Annotated in this window: 17 protein-coding genes; 7 read left to right on the top strand and 10 right to left on the bottom strand. The window is 68.8% G+C overall.

The annotated features are described in order from the left end of the window. Nucleotides 1–111: 111 nt before the first annotated feature. Together OG953_RS10455 and OG953_RS10450 are read left to right on the top strand one after the other, a co-directional pair. Entirely contained in the window at nucleotides 112–1191 is a 1080-nt protein-coding gene (locus OG953_RS10455; RefSeq protein WP_405683674.1) for a dihydrodipicolinate reductase, read from the top strand. Then, nucleotides 1188–1667, top strand: coding sequence for a carboxymuconolactone decarboxylase family protein (locus tag OG953_RS10450; RefSeq protein WP_093899301.1), 480 nt, complete (start codon nucleotides 1188–1190; stop codon nucleotides 1665–1667). Before OG953_RS10455 ends, OG953_RS10450 begins: the two co-directional genes overlap by 4 nt. Nucleotides 1668–1721: 54 nt before the next feature. Here OG953_RS10450 and OG953_RS10445 read toward each other — a convergent pair whose 3' ends face one another. After that, on the bottom strand, nucleotides 1722–3365 hold the full coding sequence (locus OG953_RS10445) for a GMC oxidoreductase (protein WP_405683672.1): 1644 nt from the start codon (nucleotides 3363–3365) through the stop codon (nucleotides 1722–1724). A gap of 176 nt (nucleotides 3366–3541) precedes the next feature. Beyond that, nucleotides 3542–5980, bottom strand: coding sequence for a GTPase-associated protein 1-related protein (locus tag OG953_RS10440; protein WP_405683671.1), 2439 nt, complete (start codon nucleotides 5978–5980; stop codon nucleotides 3542–3544). A gap of 405 nt (nucleotides 5981–6385) precedes the next feature. On the opposite strand from OG953_RS10440, the gene OG953_RS10435 reads away from it, so the two are divergent. After that, on the top strand, nucleotides 6386–7654 hold the full coding sequence (locus OG953_RS10435; protein ID WP_405683669.1) for a hypothetical protein: 1269 nt from the start codon (nucleotides 6386–6388) through the stop codon (nucleotides 7652–7654). A gap of 210 nt (nucleotides 7655–7864) precedes the next feature. Next, nucleotides 7865–8344, top strand: coding sequence for an RCC1 domain-containing protein (locus OG953_RS10430; protein WP_405683668.1), 480 nt, complete (start codon nucleotides 7865–7867; stop codon nucleotides 8342–8344). An 88-nt stretch (nucleotides 8345–8432) separates the two neighbouring features. On the opposite strand, the gene OG953_RS10425 is transcribed toward OG953_RS10430, so the two are convergent. From OG953_RS10425 to OG953_RS10415, 3 genes are read right to left on the bottom strand one after another with little or no spacing between them, the layout of a single operon-like run. After that, nucleotides 8433–8678 (bottom strand): DUF397 domain-containing protein, encoded by a 246-nt coding sequence (locus tag OG953_RS10425; protein ID WP_405683666.1) that lies wholly within the window; start codon nucleotides 8676–8678, stop codon nucleotides 8433–8435. After that, entirely contained in the window at nucleotides 8675–9544 is an 870-nt protein-coding gene (locus OG953_RS10420; RefSeq protein ID WP_405691764.1) for a helix-turn-helix domain-containing protein, read from the bottom strand. The genes OG953_RS10425 and OG953_RS10420 overlap by 4 nt, the downstream gene beginning before the upstream one ends. Then, nucleotides 9457–9855, bottom strand: a complete 399-nt coding sequence (locus OG953_RS10415; RefSeq protein WP_405683665.1) for a TetR/AcrR family transcriptional regulator — start codon at nucleotides 9853–9855, stop codon at nucleotides 9457–9459. The genes OG953_RS10420 and OG953_RS10415 overlap by 88 nt, the downstream gene beginning before the upstream one ends. A 75-nt stretch (nucleotides 9856–9930) precedes the next feature. Here OG953_RS10415 and OG953_RS10410 point away from each other — a divergent pair, with 75 nt between their 5' ends. Then, on the top strand, nucleotides 9931–10674 hold the full coding sequence (locus OG953_RS10410) for an SDR family NAD(P)-dependent oxidoreductase (protein WP_405683664.1): 744 nt from the start codon (nucleotides 9931–9933) through the stop codon (nucleotides 10672–10674). Nucleotides 10675–10872: 198 nt separating this feature from the next. On the opposite strand, the gene OG953_RS10405 is transcribed toward OG953_RS10410, so the two are convergent. Together OG953_RS10405 and OG953_RS10400 are read right to left on the bottom strand one after the other, a co-directional pair. Continuing rightward, nucleotides 10873–11859 carry an LLM class flavin-dependent oxidoreductase gene (locus OG953_RS10405; protein ID WP_405683663.1) on the bottom strand — a complete coding sequence of 329 codons (987 nt, stop codon included), beginning with the start codon at nucleotides 11857–11859 and terminating at the stop codon, nucleotides 10873–10875. 191 nt (nucleotides 11860–12050) lie between these two features. Then, the gene (locus OG953_RS10400; protein ID WP_405683662.1) at nucleotides 12051–12779 is read right to left on the bottom strand and encodes a glucose 1-dehydrogenase; all 729 of its coding nucleotides are present in this window, start codon (nucleotides 12777–12779) and stop codon (nucleotides 12051–12053) included. Nucleotides 12780–13111: 332 nt separating this feature from the next. Here OG953_RS10400 and OG953_RS10395 point away from each other — a divergent pair, with 332 nt between their 5' ends. Continuing rightward, complete coding sequence (locus OG953_RS10395) at nucleotides 13112–13936, top strand: LLM class F420-dependent oxidoreductase (protein ID WP_405683660.1); 825 nt, start codon at nucleotides 13112–13114, stop codon at nucleotides 13934–13936. Between the two features lie 79 nt (nucleotides 13937–14015). Beyond that, a complete protein-coding gene (locus OG953_RS10390; protein ID WP_405683658.1) occupies nucleotides 14016–14444 on the top strand; it encodes a TIGR03668 family PPOX class F420-dependent oxidoreductase in 429 nt (142 codons plus the stop codon). Nucleotides 14445–14621: 177 nt separating this feature from the next. Here OG953_RS10390 and OG953_RS10385 read toward each other — a convergent pair whose 3' ends face one another. From OG953_RS10385 to OG953_RS10375, 3 genes are all read right to left on the bottom strand, one after another. Then, nucleotides 14622–15257, bottom strand: a complete 636-nt coding sequence (locus OG953_RS10385; protein WP_405683657.1) for an SGNH/GDSL hydrolase family protein — start codon at nucleotides 15255–15257, stop codon at nucleotides 14622–14624. A gap of 85 nt (nucleotides 15258–15342) precedes the next feature. Beyond that, the gene (locus OG953_RS10380) at nucleotides 15343–16116 is read right to left on the bottom strand and encodes a sugar phosphate isomerase/epimerase family protein (RefSeq protein WP_405683655.1); all 774 of its coding nucleotides are present in this window, start codon (nucleotides 16114–16116) and stop codon (nucleotides 15343–15345) included. A 195-nt stretch (nucleotides 16117–16311) separates the two neighbouring features. Continuing rightward, nucleotides 16312–17739, bottom strand: coding sequence for a chondroitinase-B domain-containing protein (locus OG953_RS10375; protein ID WP_405683653.1), 1428 nt, complete (start codon nucleotides 17737–17739; stop codon nucleotides 16312–16314). Nucleotides 17740–17749 lie beyond the last annotated feature (10 nt).

Genomic DNA, 17749 nt, shown 5'->3' with positions numbered 1-17749 from the left:
ACGGCACGCTGTCCGGGAAAGCCCACTCATCGCCCTGCTACGCACGAGCGATTGGAATTCTTTCCGGTCACGCCACTATGAACTGATGCGCTCTCTCGCTACCCTCCGCGCATGATTTCCACGGTTGTCTGGGGTACTGGCAACGTCGGCCGCGCGGCGATCCGTGCCGTCGATGCCCATCCGGCGCTGACGCTCACTGCCGTGCTCGTCCACAACCCCGACAAGGTCGGCCGCGACGCGGGCGACCTCGGAGGGCTCGACCGCGGTCTGGGGGTTGCCGCGACCGACGACATCGACAGTGTGCTGGCCGCCGGTCCCCAGGCGGTGGTGTACGCGGCGTCCGGCGACATCCGCCCCGACGAGGCCCTCACCGACATCGTCAGAGCCATCCGGGGCGGAGCCGTAGTCGTCACCCCTGCGGTGTACGCGCTCTACGACCCGTTGGGCGCCCCGCCGGAGTTGCGGGATCCGGTGCTGGCTGCCATCGCCGAGGGCGGCGGCTCGCTGTTCGTCTCCGGTGTCGACCCCGGCTGGGGCAACGACGTGCTGCCGCTGCTGATCAGCGGACTCGGCACCACCGTGGACGTGATCCGCTGTCAGGAGATCTTCGACTACTCCACCTACGACCAGGAGGACTCGGTCCGGTACTTGGTCGGCATGGGACAGCCGATGGACTATGAGCCGCTGATGCTCGCGCCGACGGTCCCCACGATGGTCTGGGGCGGCCAAGTGCGGCTGATGGCCAGGGCCCTCGGTGTCGAACTCGACGACATCCGCGAGACGTTGGACCGGCGCCCTCTTGAGACCATGGTGAGTACCAGGACGATGGGCGAGTTCGAGGCGGGCACCCAGGGCGCTGTCCGGTTCGAGGTGCAAGGCATCGTCGAGGGCGAACCCCGCATCATCATCGAGCACATCACGCGCATCCATCCGTCCTGCGCACTGGACTGGCCGACGCCGCCCGACGGCGACGGCGCACACCGGGTGGTCATCGAGGGCCGCCCGCGCATCGAGGTCACGGTCGAGGCCACCGACGAGGGCGAGAACCGGTCCGCGGGCGGGAACGCCACCGCGGTCGGCAGGCTCGTGAGCGCCATCGACTGGCTTGTGGGCGCGGAACCCGGACTTTATGACGCGCTCGACGTCCCACTGCGCCCCGCGGTCGGCAGGCTCGGAAGGAGACAACGATGAACATCGATATCCCCGAAGGCAAGGATGCGATCGAGTACGTGTGGGGGGAGATGATCCCCGGGATCGGGATCGCCGCCGCGAATTTCTCGATGTCGGTGTATGCCCATACGACCCTCGGACTACGCGAGTTCGAGGCCGCGCGGTTGCGGATCGCACAGATCAACGGGTGCATCTTCTGCCTTGATTGGCGGACCGAACGGGACGGAGCGAAGGTCGAGGAGGAGTTCGCCGACGCGGTGGCCCAGTGGCGCACCACTGATGCCTTCGACGACCGGACCCGGTTGGCCGCCGAGTACGCCGAGCGGTACGCCCTGGACCACCATGGCCTCGATGACGAGTTCTGGACTCGGATGACCGCGCACTACAGCCAGCCCGAGATCGTGGAGCTGAGCATGAGCATCGGCTCGTGGCTGGCGTTCGGCCGGCTCAACCATGTGCTGGGCCTCGACACCGTGTGCGCGCTGCCCGGGCGCTGAAGTGGTCCGGGGCCGCTCGGTGAGCCCGCCCGGCCCCGGGCTTCGATCTCATCGTTACAGGTCGGCGGCGATGATCTCTTCGATGTTCCGTTCGGCGAGCGCGGTGATGGTGACGAACGGGTTGACACTGGTGTTGCCGGGGATCAGCGAGCCGTCGATGACGTACAGGCCGGAGTAGCCGTGGAGGCGGCCGTAGTTGTCGGTGGCCTTGTTCAGCACCGCGCCTCCGAGCGGGTGGTACGTGAGGTGATCGCCCCAGATCTTGTAGGTGCCGAAGAGGTCGGTGCGGTAGATCGTCCCCTCCGTCTTGTTGATCTTGTCGAAGATCGTCTTGGCCGCGTCGATGGACGGCTGCTTCCAGGAGGTCTGCCAGCTCAGATCGACCTTGCTCGTCGCGGTGTTCCAGGAGAACTCGGCTCGGTTCGGGTTCTTGGTGATTGCCAGATAGAACGAGGCGTACGTCTCGATCCCGGTGGGCAGCGGTGCGACCTCGGCGAACGCACCACCAGTAGCCCAGTTGTCGATGCCGCCCGTGGGTATGGACGCCTGGACCTTGCCGGTCGGGTCCCACAGGTGGTTGGCGCGGCCGCACATGACGTTGCCGTTGTCGCCCCAGCCCTTGCCGATCTCGTCGTTCAGGCGGGGCAGCGCTCCGGTGGCCTTCAGCGTGACCAGCAGCTTGCTGGTGCCGACGCTGCCTGCCGCGAAGAACACCTTGTCCGCGGTCACGGACTTGGTGGCCGTGGTGTCCCCGTTGGTGTCGATCTGGTCGATGACGACGGTGTAGCCGCCACCGGCCGCCGGGGCGACCGAGGTGACTTTGTGCAGTGGAGAGATGGTGACCTTGCCGGTGGCCTTGATCTGGGCGATGTAGGTCTTCGGCAGCGACTTCTTACCGTAGTTGTTGCCGTAGAGGATCTCGCCGTCCAGCGCCGATCTGGGGACGGTACCGGCCGCCTCCTGCTTCATGTAGTCCCAGTCGTACACGGCGGGAACGAAGACGAACGGGAAGCCGGAACGCTGGGCTTGCTTGCGGCCGACCCGGGCGTACTGGTAGCACTCGGCGGTTTCGAACCAGGCCGGGTCGATGGTGTTGACCCCGAGCCCGGCGTTGGCACGCGGGTAGTAGATGCCGTACATGTCGTCGGCGTTCACCGACGGGAGGATGGCGCCGAAGTTCTCGCGCTTGGGAGTGACCGCCATGCCGCCGTTGACCAACGAACCGCCTCCGACACCGCGCCCCTGATAGACCGTGATGCCGCCGAATTCCTCGGCGTCCAGGATCCCGGTGTAGCGGGAGATGTCCTTGTCGATGGGGAAGCCGAGGAAGTTGCTGAGGGGCTGTTTGGTTTTGGTGCGGAGCCAGTAGGACCGGTTGTCCGGCTGGGTCGTGTTGGCGAAGATCTTGCCGTCCGGGCCGGGCGTGTCCCAGGCCATGCCCATCTCGATCATGTGTACGTCGACGCCGGCCTGGGCGAGACGCAGGGCGGCGACGGAGCCCCCGTATCCGGTGCCGATCACCAGGGCCGGGACATGGGCCCCGGAGTCGATCGGAGCGGCAGTGGAGACAGCTTTCGCCTGAGCCGAGGAGGCGTGGCCGATGAGAGCCAAGGCTCCCAGAACAGAACTGGTTCCTGCGATGAACCTTCGACGCGAGACACTCTTGGATCCAGCATCATGCATGGTGGTGTCACTCATGTGGCGTCCTTCACTCTCGACAGAGTGAAGCAGGTTCTACTGTCGATTGCGCGCAAAGTCACTACATACTTATAGGTAACTTCTGCCTGATCGCGGACTCCGGGCAGCACGGTCCGGCACAACTGACGCCCGCGGGTTGCCCGAGGACTCGCGACCTCTTGATGCTCTGAGCTCGGCTACGACCGCCGCACCCGTGCCGTCAGCCTGCTGCCGAGCCGTCTGCCGAAGCCACCCGGCCGGTTCCACGCCCGGAACGCCTCCGCCGTTCGGCTGCTGCCCGTACGCTCGGCGGCCTCCTCCACGGCCGCCACCTCGCCGGCGGACAGTCCGCGCACCACAGGCCGCAGCACCTCCTCCAGCAGCGCCGCCCGCGTCTCGCTCCAGGCGCGGCCCGCATGCGGGTGTGAGCTCCAGACGGTGAAGCAGTCGGCCACATAAGCAGGTTCGGAACGCAGCCGGGCGAGGACGGTGTCATGGCGGGCGGCCCTGCCGTAGGCCGCGATGAGGTCCGCGTCGTTGCTGTGGACGAACGCGTACAGCTCCGCCTCGGGCCGGTCCGGAGCGAGCAGCCTGCCGGCCAGTGCGCCGAGCGCCCGGTCGCGCACGCCCGGCTCCACCGGGCCGGCCCCGGCGCACAGCTTCCGGGCCCGTTCCGTCCAGCCGGGCTCCGCCGCCCCCGACCGCATGTCCCGAGCGAACTCCAGGAGCAGCAGGGCGCCGCGCGCCCGCGCGTCGATCTCCTGCGGGAAGCCGCGCAACAGGTCATGGGCGAGTTCGGGGGCCTCCTCGTCGTCGGCGGGGGCGCCGAGCGCCGCCGAGACGAGAGCGGACCACGTACCGGCCGTACGGTGCGCGTCGGAGGTGGTCCCGCCCAGCAGCAGCCGGGCCTCGCCCGCTGTGGGCGTGTCCTCGCCCCAGACCAGCCCCACCGCCGTGCGCAGCACCAGTGGTTCGGTGAAGGGTGACATTCCACCGGCGCGGAGCACCGTGTGCAGCACCTTCACCCGGTCGCCGCCGCCCGCCCTGGCGTCCGGTGCCGCCGCGCACATCCGCAGATGTGGCAGCGCCTGCGTCCCGGTGAACGGCAGGGCGACACCGGTCAGCAGCCGCTCCGTCCCCGCCGGATCGTGCGGGGCGATCCGGTCCAGCTCGCCCAGCAGCGCGGTACGGACATCGAACTGTTCGTCCAGGAGGTCGAGCAGCACCGGCCCGCAGCCGGCCGCCCCTTCGTCCAGCAGGGACCGGGCCATCCGGTGTACGACATCGGGGAGCAGGTCCGCGCAGTCCACGTCGAGCAGCCGCGCGATCCGCAGCAGCTGCACGGTGCGCGCCACACTGCGGCCGGGCACGGTGGGCACGGCGGGCGCACCGGTGGCGAGTTCGGTACGGAGGTCGTCGCCCAGGGCCGTGACGAGTGCGGCGGCGGCACGCTCCCCGGCCGGTTCGGCGAAGGCCGAGCGCGCGGGCGGTTCGAGTGTGACATTGCCACCGCGTACCGCCTCCGTCACCAACAGAGCGGCGAGCGATGCGGTCGTGGCGGCGGGAGACCGTCCGTCGAGTGCGGTCAACAGCCTTGCCACGCAGGACAGTTCGGCGCTCGTACGGTCGACGCCGGAGGCGGTCAGCGCGTCGGTCAGCCGCCGCGTCCGCTCCTCGTCCAGCGCGTACGGCCGCTCGGCGGCCCAGTCGGCGGCCGCGGCACGCTCGGCGGGGCCGAGCGCGACGCCCGCGCAGAGTGCTGTGACGGCGAGTGGTCCGGCGGCGTAGGGCTCTCCGGGCAGCTCCGCCGCCGCCCGGAACAGCTCCGGGGACCGACTCCGCCAGATCCGGGCGCAGGTCTCGGCCCAGGCGTCGTCCACCGGCCCCGCCGGGCGTGGCCCGGTGCAGGTGTGCACCCGCAGTCCGTTGTCGGAGCCGTTCGGTTCCGGCGTGTCCTCCGGCAGCACTCCGACAACCCGGTGCGGGGAGTGCGCCGGACGGCGGGTGTAGGTCGTGAAGGTCAGCCGCTGTACGTTCTCCGGCGGGAGTACGGCTCCGGCCAGGGCGATCCACCGGGCCACATCGGTGCTCTGCCGCTCCACGAGAACCACTCGCGCCGACGACGATTCCTCGCTCGCCCGGCGCAGGTCGGCGAAGACCGCCGCCAGCCAGGGGCTCCGGGAGACCGCGAAGTCGTTCAGCGCCTCCGGCCCGAAGGCGGCGGAGGCGGGCAGGGAGGCCATTCGGCCGGGCAGGCCGCCGTCCGGTGTGGTGGAGGCCCAGTTCGGTGACCGCCAGGCCGTGATCGCCGGCACGTCGCCCGGCAGCCCGGTACCGGCCGGGAGGTGCACCGCGTGCGCGTGGAATCGGCCGGCTCCGGGGCCGCCGAGCGCCACCGTACGGCTCAGCAGATGGCTGCCGTCGGACAGTGCGCTGAAGCTGAACGCCTCGGGGAACGACCGGAGTTCAGCGGTCGTGGGGTGGTACGGGGCCCCGGCCGGCGGCTCGTAGCCGAGGAGCTGCTCGGCCTCGGCCAGCACCGGCGTGGGTATACCGGCGCTGACCGCCGTGAACCGTGCGCCGCCCCTGTCGTCCCCCGCAGAGGCAGAGGTGTAGTGCAACTGCGCGAGGCTCATGCGTCGGCCCTCTTCGTCCTTGCCGCGAACGTCCCCGTACCGTCAGCACGCCCGCTCGTCGGCCGTCCGTCGAGGGCAGGCCGTCCGGGCGCAGCGGCGACCCCGGCGGGGAGCGGTCCGCAATCGCGGGAGCGACGCTATCAAGGCACACCGCTCCGGCATGCACCCTGCCGGAAGGTCACCTGAGCAAACCCCGGCCGAGGCGTTCAGCCCAACGGGACGGTACGCAGCGCCCGTACGCCGGCGGTCGGGGTTCCGACGTTCAGCCGGCCCTTGTGGGCCACTCAAGGCGCCGAGAGGTGAAACCACCCCCATCATGACAGTTCAGCGGCCCTTTTTCGTAGGACCGACGGCACAGCTCCGGAGCCTTGTCCCGCCCTGTTTCCGGCTCTCAGAATCACCGTCATGAATCACTCCGAGAACGTCGATCAGGACGCAGTGTTGCGAGCACGGACGATGCTGCTCGGATCCGGTGGGCTGAGCGTCGAGCAAGAGATCGAGGCGTACCGGGTGCTGGCCGAGGTGAGCCCGCTGACCTACCTGCCGAAGCTGTCCGAGGCACTGGTCTCGTTCGGTTACGCGCAGGAGTTCCGGGACCGCCCGGACATACAACTGGCTCTGCACGCCCAGGCGGCGGCCGCCGCCCGACGGATCGACGCAGGCGAGCCGAGAAGGACGGACTTTCTTATCCGTGCCCTGACCGCCTACCAGCACCAGCTGTACTCCGTCGGCCGACGAGTGGATGGTTTCGCGATATGCGAGGAGATGGCCGAGGCCGGGCGGCAGGGGTTCAAGCAGGGGCAGGTGCAGAGCCCCGTGCACGGGCACGGGCGGCTGGCCGCCGTACTGGCCGAGGAGGGACGCCACCGGGAGGCTGCGGAGATCTGCGGGAGGATCGTCCAGGCCGCACGCTCGGAAGGCTCGGCCGATGTTTCCTTCTGGGCCACGGTGGAATGGGCGGCTGAACTGGACGCAGCCGGATTTCACGACGCGGCCCTGGACGCCTTCGCGGAAATGGTGGACGCCGACCGCAGCAAACTCGTTGCCGGGAGCACGTCGCTGGCCATCCTGACGTGGGAACTGGTCCGCCATTCCCAGATGCTGGACGCCGCCGGGCACCGGGCCGGGGCCGGAGCGGCCCGGAAAGAGGCTCTCGGCCTCCTTGCCGAGCTGGGGGAGACCGGGGAGCGCAGGAGCTGGAGCGACATCCTCTCCTGGTGGATCATGCTGCTCGGCCTGTCGGGCCGAGCGCAGGAGCCGGCGGCGTCTCCCCGTGCACCGGCACCGCCGTTCGGTTCGACTCTCTGGTCGCACGACACCAGGCAGGCTTACTTCGGCAGCCTCCCTGCCCTCGAAGAGGAGACCGCCCGACTGACCGAGGCGGCCGCGGCCGACCCCCGCCGCCATCTCCCGGGGCTGATCGCCACCCACCGCAGGGTGACCATCCGTTCGGCGCTCCACCGGGAGAACCGCACCCACTGCATTCTGAAACCGCTGCGGCCGCTCTTCGACAACGGTGTGGCACTCGCCCGCCGCCTGGACGACCTGGGAGCGGAGGAGGGCCGGGCCCTGCTGGCCAGGGCCCTGACCGACCGTTCCATGTTCCTCCTCGCCGCCAAGCAGTACGGCGAGGCTCACGACGACTTCCTGGTGGTCACGGCCCTGCTGGACTGAACAGTCACGAAGGCGTGGGGGCGCGCCCGATTCGGCTGCGACGACCGGGCGCGCCCGCCGGCCCGGGCATTCGTGCCGGGCTTGCCAACCCTTGTCGGGGCGTTCAGTTCAACGGGACGGGACGCAGTGCTTGTACGCCCGGCGCGGTCGGAGTTCCGACGTCCAACTGGCCCTTGTCGGCGGAGGATGCCGCCGAATCCGCACCCACCGGTGTGCTGGTCATCGGCCGGGACGCGACGCAACGCTGCTTCTCCGCCTCGGACATGGGGCCGGTGCCCTGGAGGATGCGGTCCGGTACGGCCCGCGAGGGTCAAGGACGTCGGCGCCGGCTGCACCTTCAGTGCCGCTCTTCGCCAGGACGGCACCGTCTGGACGTGGGGGGCGGGCGCCAACGGCCGCCTCGGCACCGGCGACAACAACGACCGCAACACTCCGCAGAAGGTCGAGGACCTCACCGACGTCGTCTCCATCTCCGTCGGTTGCTACCACGTCCTTGCCCTTACGGCGGACGGCGCCGTCAAGTCCTGGGGCTGGAACGGCAATGGCCAGCTCGGCAACGATTCTCTGACCGACAGCAACGTCCCGGTCGACGTCCAGCAACTCGAAGGGGTCGCCAAGCTCTCTGCCAACTCGTACAACAGCTTTGCCATCCTGGAGGCCGACAACGTCATAGAGTTGGCGCTGCCCTGACGCATGATGCTTGACCACTGATACCCGCCGCGCCGCGCAACGGAGTTGATCCGGTGCGCGGCGCAGTGTCGTGCCCGTCTGCCTACGGTCAGCCGTTCACGGCGTACGCGACGAAGCCGGTCCAGGCGGCGGGGGAGAGAGCGAGCTGGGGGCCCTGCTCGACCTTGGAGTCCCGGACGTGGACGGTGGTGGGGCAGGTGGCTACCTCTACGCAGTCGTCGCCGGACCCGCCGCTGTAGGTGGACTTGTGCCAGGAGAGGGCGACTTCTACGCAGGAGTCGCCTGAGCTTCCGCTGTAGCTGCTCTTGAACCAGTCCAGGTCTGTGGTGCTCATGCCGCTCCTCGCATCCGCTGCAACAAGCTCACGGAGTATTCGGGAGAGTGAGCCTGTGAACGCATCCTGGCATACCGCATCTGGAGCATGCTGACCACTTTCGAGTCGGAGATGAACTGGCCGCTCTCCTGTGCCTCGCAGTAGCCGAACCACATGTTGTCGGGGGTCTCCAGCAACTGAATGGGACCGTCCAGCCCGGCGTGGTCGTTGCAGACCAGGGGCATCAGCTGGACCTCGATGTTTCGTAACTGTGTCAGGTCGAGTAGGTGATCAATGAGACCAGCGGTGACCTCCGGTCCGCCCGCCTGTCGCAGTAACAGATGCTCTTCGATAATGAAGCTGTACGACGTGTTGGGCCGCTCACGCAACAGCCGCTGGCGCTCCATCCGCGCCGTGAGCCGAGCCTCGATCTGATCGTCATCCAAGGGCGGCAGACGGTTGACGAACAATGCTCGCGCGTACGCCTCCGTCTGCAACAGGCCCGGAATCAAGCGGCATTCGTACGTGGATAGGCTGACCGCCTCCGTCTCCATCTGCGCCCACTGCCGGAACCAACTCGCCAATCCTGGTCGCCGCGACAAATGCTTGGCCGCGGCCTTGATGACCCCGAACGCATCCAGCACGTCCTCCGCCCGGTCTACGAAGGCCGGTGGCGGAAACCGGCGCCCCTGCTCGATCGAGGCGACCGTCGGCACGGAGTACCGCACTTGCGGGGCGAACTGCTCCTGTGTCAGCAGCGCTCGTTTACGGAAGACCTTGACGACCTCCCCGAACGCCTTCAGGCTGTCCGAGGGTTCCGGCTCCCCGTTCGCGCCCGTCGCCCCGCCCGTACCGCCGACGCGGCGCTCGCACTGATGAACGCGCAGCCACGGAATCCCGGCTCGGTGAACGACAGCCCCTGCACCTCGAACGCGCCGACCAGGCGCTCCTTCGGGGTGTCGTAACGCGCTTCGAGCTCGTGTGGCATGCGCTCGGCGTTCGCGGCATGCCGTGCCTGGAGGTAGGCCCGGACCAGGCCGTCCTTGCTGCCGAACGCGCTGTACAGCGTTGCCTTCGCGACTCCGGCGTGCGCGATGACTCGGCCGATCCCGACCGACTGGACTCCCTCGGCGTAGAACAGCTCGTTGGCGGCGGCCGGCAACCACGCCCGCGCTGCCGTGCTGCGTGCCTGCGGCATTCGGGCAGGTTTGTCTAGATTGGAAGTGTTACCGGACATTCCGGTCTGGAGAACAATTCGGAAAGGCGCATCCCCATGTCCGTGGAGCACGCGAACCCCGACCTGCACCCCATTACTGCCCTGGTCACCGGGGCTACGTCCGGCATCGGCCGGGCGGTCGCCAAGAGGCTGGCCGCCGACGGAATGTCCGTCGTCGTGGCCGGCCGTAACGCCCAGCGTGGCGCCGAGACCGTCGACGAGATCACCGCGGCCGGTGGCCACGCGCGGTTTGTCGAGGCGGACCTTGAGGACCCGGCCGGCATCGACCGGCTCGCCTCGGAGGTCGGCGAGATCGACGTCCTGGTCAACAACGCCGGGCGAGCCGTCTGGGCACCGACTGAGGAGATGAAGGTCTCCGACTACGACGCGATGTTCGCCGGCAACGTCCGCGCACCGTTCTTCCTCGTGGCGGCCTTCGCCCCGGCCATGGCGGCGAAGGGATCGGGCAGCGTGATCAACATCGGCAGCATGGCCGGCAGCCTGGGCCTGGCCAACGGCGCCGCGTACGGTGCGACCAAGGCCGCGCTGGCGTCACTGACGCGAGGCTGGACGGCCGAGTACAGCGGCCGCGGCATCCGCTTCAACACCGTTGCCCCCGGCCCCGTCTACACCCGGCCCGAGGCACGCGACCTGTTCGACGCAATCGCCGAGACCACCGCGATGAAGCGGGCGGCCGAACCCGCCGAGATCGCCGAAGTCGTCGCATTCCTCGTCTCGCCGAAGGCCGGCTACGTCACCGGCGCGACCGTCGCCGTCGACGGCGGCCGCACCGCCATCTGAGCCCGCCAACTCTGAGACTCGCCCACTTCTGGGTCGAGGCGTTCCAGCCCTCCTTCGAGGCCGACGCGCAGCGGCTGGGCGCGCTCGGCGCCTCCCGGATCCGTGATGTCGCCCAGGAGCCGGCTCGCTCAACCGGAGGCTTCGATCTGCGGAGGGCTGCGGTGCACGCCGCGCACGAGGTGTGCGACGCGTCGGTCCCTATACGTCGCGGGCGATGGCGATGAATCGTTCGAGCTCGCCGGGGATGTCGGGGCCGGTGGGCTGGTAGGAGATTTCGGTGATGCCGTCTCGGGCGTAGGCGCTGAGCCTGTCGCGGATGCGGTCGGGGGTTCCGGTGACGGTGGTGGAGGTGATGGCCCGCCAGCTTCCCGCGTTCCAGGCAGCGGTGTCGGCCGCGTTGAGGTCGGTGAGGTGCTGGTCGTGTACGGCCAAGTGGCGTTGGGCTCGGGGATGGGCGGTGATGGCGTCGAGCCAGACTTGTCCGCCGGGCAGGGCGGTGGGGTCGCCGCCGAATTCGTAGGCGGCGTGGTAGGCCAGAGCGTTGCCGGGTCCGGCGGCGGCGCGGACGCGCGGGGAGTCGAGTGGTTCGTCCTCGCCCAGGACGGTGCCGTGGATGCCCAGCGCGGCCCAGGTGAACTCGTGGGCGTGGGCGGTCTCGCCGTTGACGCTGAAGAGGCCGTCAGCGATCTCGCGGGTGACAGCGAGACCTTTGGGGCCGAGCGCGGAGACCAGTACCGGAATGTCGATGGGGCGCTGCGGTGCGTTCGTGCCGGGATGCATCATGCGCATGGGGGCGCCGTCCCATTCCACGGTCTCACCGCGCAGCAGACCGCGTACCGTTCGGACGTAGGTGCTGAGATAGGACCAGGTGGCCGCGGGTGCGCCGAGGGCGCGCGTGCCGTTGAAGCCGGTGCCGAAGGCCAGGGCCACGCGGCCGGGTGCGAGGGCGGCGAGAGTGGCGGCGCCGGAGGCGTTGACCATCGGATGGCGCAGTGTCGGGACGAGGACACCGGGGGCGAGGCCGATGCGGTGGGTGCGTTCGGCGGCCAGCGCCAGCATCGCCCACACGTCGGGACTTTGGGCGGGTGTGTCGTAGAGCCAGGCGCGGTGGTAGCCCAACTGATCCGCGACGGCGATGTGTTCGGGCGAGTACAGGGATGTGGCGAACTGACAGGAGATGTCCATCGGTCGGGCTCCTTGGGCAGGTAGGAAATTCCCACCTCGCAGGCTCAAGCCTTCGGGGCTCTGAGCCGGGCGGATGATCAACCGGCATGTGCGGCGTCAGCGGAGTGGGGCTGATCCGAAAGCTCTCTGTCCGCGGGTGGTCACGACGGGTCCACGAACTGAACGACACTGTCAGATGCGCCGTTGCGGTATCAGATTTGCGCTCTGCCGCCATCAACGAAAAGTTCGATTCCCGTGACGAAGCTGGAGTCGTCCGAGGCCAGGAAGAGCGCCGCCTTGGCAACCTCGTCGGGCTCCCCCATGCGGCCCATCGGAATGGTGGACGCAATCCTCTCGATGGCCTCCTGGGGTTGCGCCGCCACAAGCGGCGTTTCGATCGGACCAGGGCTGAGGACGTTGGACCGGATACGGCGATCCTTCAGCTCTACCGTCCATCCTCGAACGAAATTCCGGATGGCGGCCTTGCTGGCGCCGTAGACCGAGAACGCGGGGGTTCCCTTGACGCTCGCAACGGAGCCCGTGAGGATGATGGAAGCACCGTCATTCAAGAGCGGTAGGGCCTTTTGTGCCGTAAAGAGCGTCCCCTTCACATTGATATCGAAAATTTTGTCGAAATGGTCTTCCGTGACGTCTTCCAGCGAAGCGAACTCGGCTAGACCGGCGTTGGCGAAGACGATATCGATCCGCCCCTTCGCCTTGACGGTCTCGTAGAGGCGGTCAAGGTCGGCCAGTTCGGCGACGTCGCCCTGAACGCCGCATACATTGCTGCCGATTGCCTGCACGCCTTCATCGAGTTCTTTCTGGCGGCGGCCCGTGATGAAGACATAGGCGCCCTCTCTGACGAAGAGCTTTGCTGTGGCCAGCCCGATCCCTGTGGTGCCGCCGGTGATGACCGCCACTTTTCCTTGTAGTTTGCCCATGGTCACTGCTCCCGATAGCGGTAGATATGGATGGTCGACGGCCCGGGTTCATCCCGGATGACGCAATCATCGTTCGGATGGAACAGGTCGAGCCGGCACACGCACGCCGAATGGAGAATTAAACAGCCAAGCGGCGGTCCGAGCGGTGCTGTCTGCCGCACCTGGTGGCTGAGAAAGTGGCGCTGACCGGCGCGAGGTTGCGACCGCGGGCCCGGAACCGTGCCCCGCGATGGTTCTCTCGGGTGGTGATGGTGGCGGGATCACCCGGGGCGGGTAGTCAGGGATCTGTGCCACCAGTTCTTTTCCCGTACTCGTCCCTTTGAGGAGCCGTCGTGAAATTCGGGGTCTCGACCTTCATCACCGACCAGGGCATCCGCCCGACCTCGCTCGGAACCGCCCTTGAGGAACGTACGTTCGACTCGTTGTTCATCGCCGAGCACAGCCATATCCCGGCGAGCCGCGAGACGCCCTACCCCGGCGGTGGTGAGCTGCCGGAGATCTACTACCGCACCCTCGACCCCTTCGTGGCCCTGACCGCGGTCGGTGTGGTGACCGAGCGGCTGCTGCTGGGGACCGGCATCGCGCTGATCCCGCAGCGCGACCCGATCACCACGGCGAAGGAGGTGGCCTCGCTCGACCTGGTCTCCGGTGGCCGGGTGATTCTCGGCGTCGGTGTCGGCTGGAACCGTGAGGAGATGAGGAACCACGGCACCGACCCCTCCACCCGCGGCCGGCTCACCGATGAGCGGCTGCGCGCCATGCGGGAGCTGTGGACCGAGGAGAAGGCCGAGTTCCACGGCGAGTTCGTGAACTTCGATCCGGTCTTCGCCTGGCCCAAGCCCGTGCAGCGCCCCCATCCACCGATCTACGTCGGCGGTGGCGAGGGCGCGTTCCGACGGGTGGCGCAGTTCGGAGACGCGTGGCTGGCCAACAGCATGTCGCCGCAGGAGCTCGGTCCGCAGATCGAGCGGCTGCGCGCCCTCGCCGACCGCGAGGTGCCGGTGACGGTGTACGCGGCTCCCGACGACCCCGAGCAGATCGAGGGCTACATCGGCCTGGGGATCGAGCGGCTGCTGTTCTACGTACCGACGATGCCGGAACGGGAGACGCTGGAGTACCTGGACCGACTGGCCGAAGTCGCTGCCCGGTACCGCTGAGGCGCCGGAGACCGTTGCGCCTCGGAAGTGGGGCCGATCCGAAAGTCCGTAGCCGCCACGACTGTTGGGAAGACGTGCGATGCCTGATCTGACAAGTGCTGAGGCACGGGAGCGGTTCGTCGAGGCCCGCGTCGCGCATCTCGCGACGGCCGACACGGCGGCCCGCCCGCACCTGGTGCCGGTGGTGTTCGCCCTGGACGGCGACACGGTGATGCTGGCCGTGGACCACAAACCGAAGCGGACGACGCGGTTGAAGCGCCTGGCCAATATCGCCGCCAACCCCTCGGTCTGCCTGCTCACCGACCACTACGAGGAGGACTGGGACTGCCTCTGGTGGGCCCGGGCCGACGGCACGGCCCGCGTGCTCCCGCCGCCGGACCGCTCCTCCGAGGCGGCCCGCGGCATCGGCCTGCTCACGGCGAAATACCGGCAGTACGCCGACCGGCCCCCCGACGGACCGGTGGTCGAGGTCTCGGTCCTGCGCTGGAGCGGCTGGCGCGCGTCGTGACAGCACGTCGCCGGAGAGTGTGTGCACACTTCGGCCCCTCAAATCCACAAGGCGGCAGCACTTCGACGTAACGGGCGGGCATGCCCGTACCGCCTGCACCGGGCTCTGCCCGGCTGTTCAGTCACGTACACCGTCCCGTCCGGGCCTACCTGGGGCGTCCTCCGCTGCCGTCGCAGGTCAGGGGCGGACGGAGTCGACCGCGGCGAGCCAGGCATCGGCGATCAGCCTGTGACCGAGGGGACTTGGGTGGACCCCGTCCGGGGCCAGCTCCGCTGCCGCCCTCTCCTCCGCGGCGCGGAGCAGGGCGAGGTCCGCACGGACCACCTGGGCTTCGTTGGCCAGCGCGGCGCGAAGCACGGCGTCGGTACGGGGCGACAAGTCCTCGTACCAGTCGTTCTGGTCGGAGGTGACCGGGAGCAGAAAAGGGGTGATGACGACCAGTCGTGCGGACAGTTTGCGCGCGGTGTCCGCGAGGAGGCGGTCGAGGCATGCCTCGAACTCGTCGACCGGGCTGATGATCCCCCGGTCGTAGCGCCGCCAGGTGTCATTGATGCCGATCTTGACCGTGACCACAGTGGGCCGGTGGTCGATGACGTCGGTGGCCCAGCGGGATTCGAGGTCGTACACACGATTGCCGTTGAGGCCCTTGTTGATGACAACAGGGCCGGGTCCGGCGTCCGCCCGGGCGCGCAGGGTCCGCGCGATCTCCTGGACGTATCCGCTGCCGAGCGATGCGGAATGTGTGCGGTCGCGGCCCGCGTCGGTGATGGAGTCACCGATGAACAGGAGTGTGTCCTTCTCGTTGATGCGCATGTCTGCCGTCCTGGCGTCGGGGTGGTGGGGTGGGAGCCGCTCGTCAGTAGGTTGTGTACACCAGCAGACCGCCTCCTGTGGTCAACTACGCCGGAGAGCCGGGTCGGTGAGCCGCCGCGTGCCGCAGCGTAGCGGCCTCGCGCGCCAGTACGGCGGGATCGTCGCCGGGCACGAATTCCAAGAGTGCCTCAAGTTCCACGCGCCGCTCCTTCAGCAAGTCGAAGACCCCGGCCCACAGGTCCGCACGCTCTGCCAGCCGCAGTCGGCGATTGCCCGGCCACCACGAAAAGACATGCACCGCGCTGACCCGGTCGCCGAGTTCGGCGAGCCCCGCCAGCGCCTCCACGTCGGAAGCGTCGAGCGGCGGCTGCCAGTACGTGCGGAGATTGTCCGCGCCCACCTCGTCCAGCAGCCGGAGAGTCGAGGCGACGGTGTCGGTGAGGGTCATCGAATGGAACTCCAGCGCGAGCTCCAGCCCGTGGTCCGCGGCGATCCCGGCCGCCTCCCGGAGGCCGGCCACGATCCCGCGCCGCTCCTGCGGCGTGGCGGCCCGCGACCCGACTCCGCCCGCCCAGACCCGCACCCGCGGCGCCCCGAGGAGCACCGCGGCGCGGGCGACCGCCGGAAATTCGGCCGGCTCGCCGGGGGTGGCGCGGAAGTACGAGCCGTACGAGCAGCAGGTGAGCCCGTACCTGTCGGAAGCGTCACGGGCCGCGCGGACAGTGCCGGGGTCCTCCGGAGGCGCATGCACGTCCGCTCCCCACTCGACCACCTCCAGTCCCGCGTCCGCGGCGCGGCGTGCGACCTCGGCGGCGGGCAGCCGCCGGAAGGTGACCGAGCACAGACCCAGCCTGGTCACGGTGCCACCCGACCCGGTCGGTGGACAGCTCGGAACGCGGTACGCCGCGCTACGCCCTGTTGCCTCACGGTCACGTCATTCCCTTTCTGCGGTCGCCTCGCGGCGGCATTTCTGTGGCCCTTTCCGGGGCCGTACGGTGGCGGCCGGTGGGCCGGGGCGGACCGTCTCACCGGCCGCCCCGTCACCGGTGGCCGCTCACGATGCGTTCGGACCCACGTCCGCAGTCGTGAGGGGGTGGCGAAGGGCGGGCAGTGTCGAGTACTCGTCGGCACCGATGTCCCGCGCGCTGCCGCGCTGGTCGCCGTCGATGTCATCGACCACTGCCGGGCTGCCCAGTGTGGCCGCGCCGATCGCCGGGCTTCCCGCCGACAGCCGCAGGACGCCGTCCGATCCCTGACTGAGCCGGGGGTCGGCCCGTGTGTGACCTCCGGACGGGATATTGCCGTTGGAGGCCGCACCCCACACCATGTTGCTCTGCCAGGTGAAGCCGGTCGTAGCCCCCATCGCGACGAGGCTGCCGGAGTCGCCGACCAGCAGGTTGTCGGCGATGACGACGTCCCGCGGCTCGTACTCCCGGGTCTCGCCCGAGAGCATGCCGACGTTGTTGAGCAGGGAGTTGTGCACGATCACCGCGCGGTCGCACGCGTCGTTCCCCCGCCTTTCGTCCGCCGTCTCACCGGAGTTGTGGTCACGGGTGGTGCCACTGCCGACCACCAGGGCCCGGCCCGACAGTCCGTTGAGGTAGTTGTTGACGATCAGGTGGTCGTTGCCGTACAGCCGCACCCCGTCGGTGCCGCCGATCAGGTAATTGCCCTCCACCGTGGAGTGGTTGCCGTGGCGCAGCACGATCCCACCGCGGCTGTTGCGGATGGTGTTGTAACGGACGGTGTTGTCGGAGGACTTCACCGAGATGGCCTCGGGGTCTCCGTCGCAGCGCTCGAACAGGTTGTACTCCACGACCGCGTGGGCGCTGGACAGCGCCCGGCCGCTGACGCCGAGCCGGATCGGCTCACCGCCGTTGGCACCGGTGAAACTGTGGTCGGAGAAGTGGTTCTTGAAGATGTGGAGGTTCTGGGCCATGTCGGTCGAGCCGGGGCCGTCGACGACGATGAAGATGCCGGCGGTGGTCTTGTCGTGGAAGTGGTTCCGGTCGATCTTCGAGTCGTTCGCCCGCACGACGACCCAGTAGAGGCCGTCGATGTCCGCGAACTGGAAGTCGTTGCGGGTCAGCCGGATCGCCGAGCAGTTCGCCGGGATCTCCATCGAGGCGCTCTGCCGGAAGGCGAAGCCGCTGACGGTGATGTTGCTCGAATTGTTGAAGACGAAGCTGCGTTCGCCGCGCAGCACGGCACCGCCGCGGGTCTTCGAGACGATGGTGATCGGTGCGGCGCCGGTGCCGTTCTTGCCGGAGACGTTGATGGCGCCTCCCGACGGAACGGTGTAGGTACCGTCGGCCAGCACGATCCGGTCGCCGGGTGCGGCGCCGTTGATCGCACTTTGGAGTTCGGCCAGGGAGCCGACCGGCGTGTCGACCGCCGACGCGCTGCCCGCCGGCATGGTGGTGAGGGGCACGGCGGCGAGCGCTGCCACCGCGGTGCTCCTGAGGAACGTGCGTCGCTGCATGATGGCCTCC

This window comes from Streptomyces sp. NBC_00057 (genome assembly GCF_045041165.1).
In the GTDB taxonomy this organism is placed as follows: Bacteria; Actinomycetota; Actinomycetes; order Streptomycetales; family Streptomycetaceae; genus Streptomyces.
The sequence above is the reverse complement of the archived record's forward strand: the minus strand, read 5'-3'. Positions and strand labels throughout refer to the sequence as shown.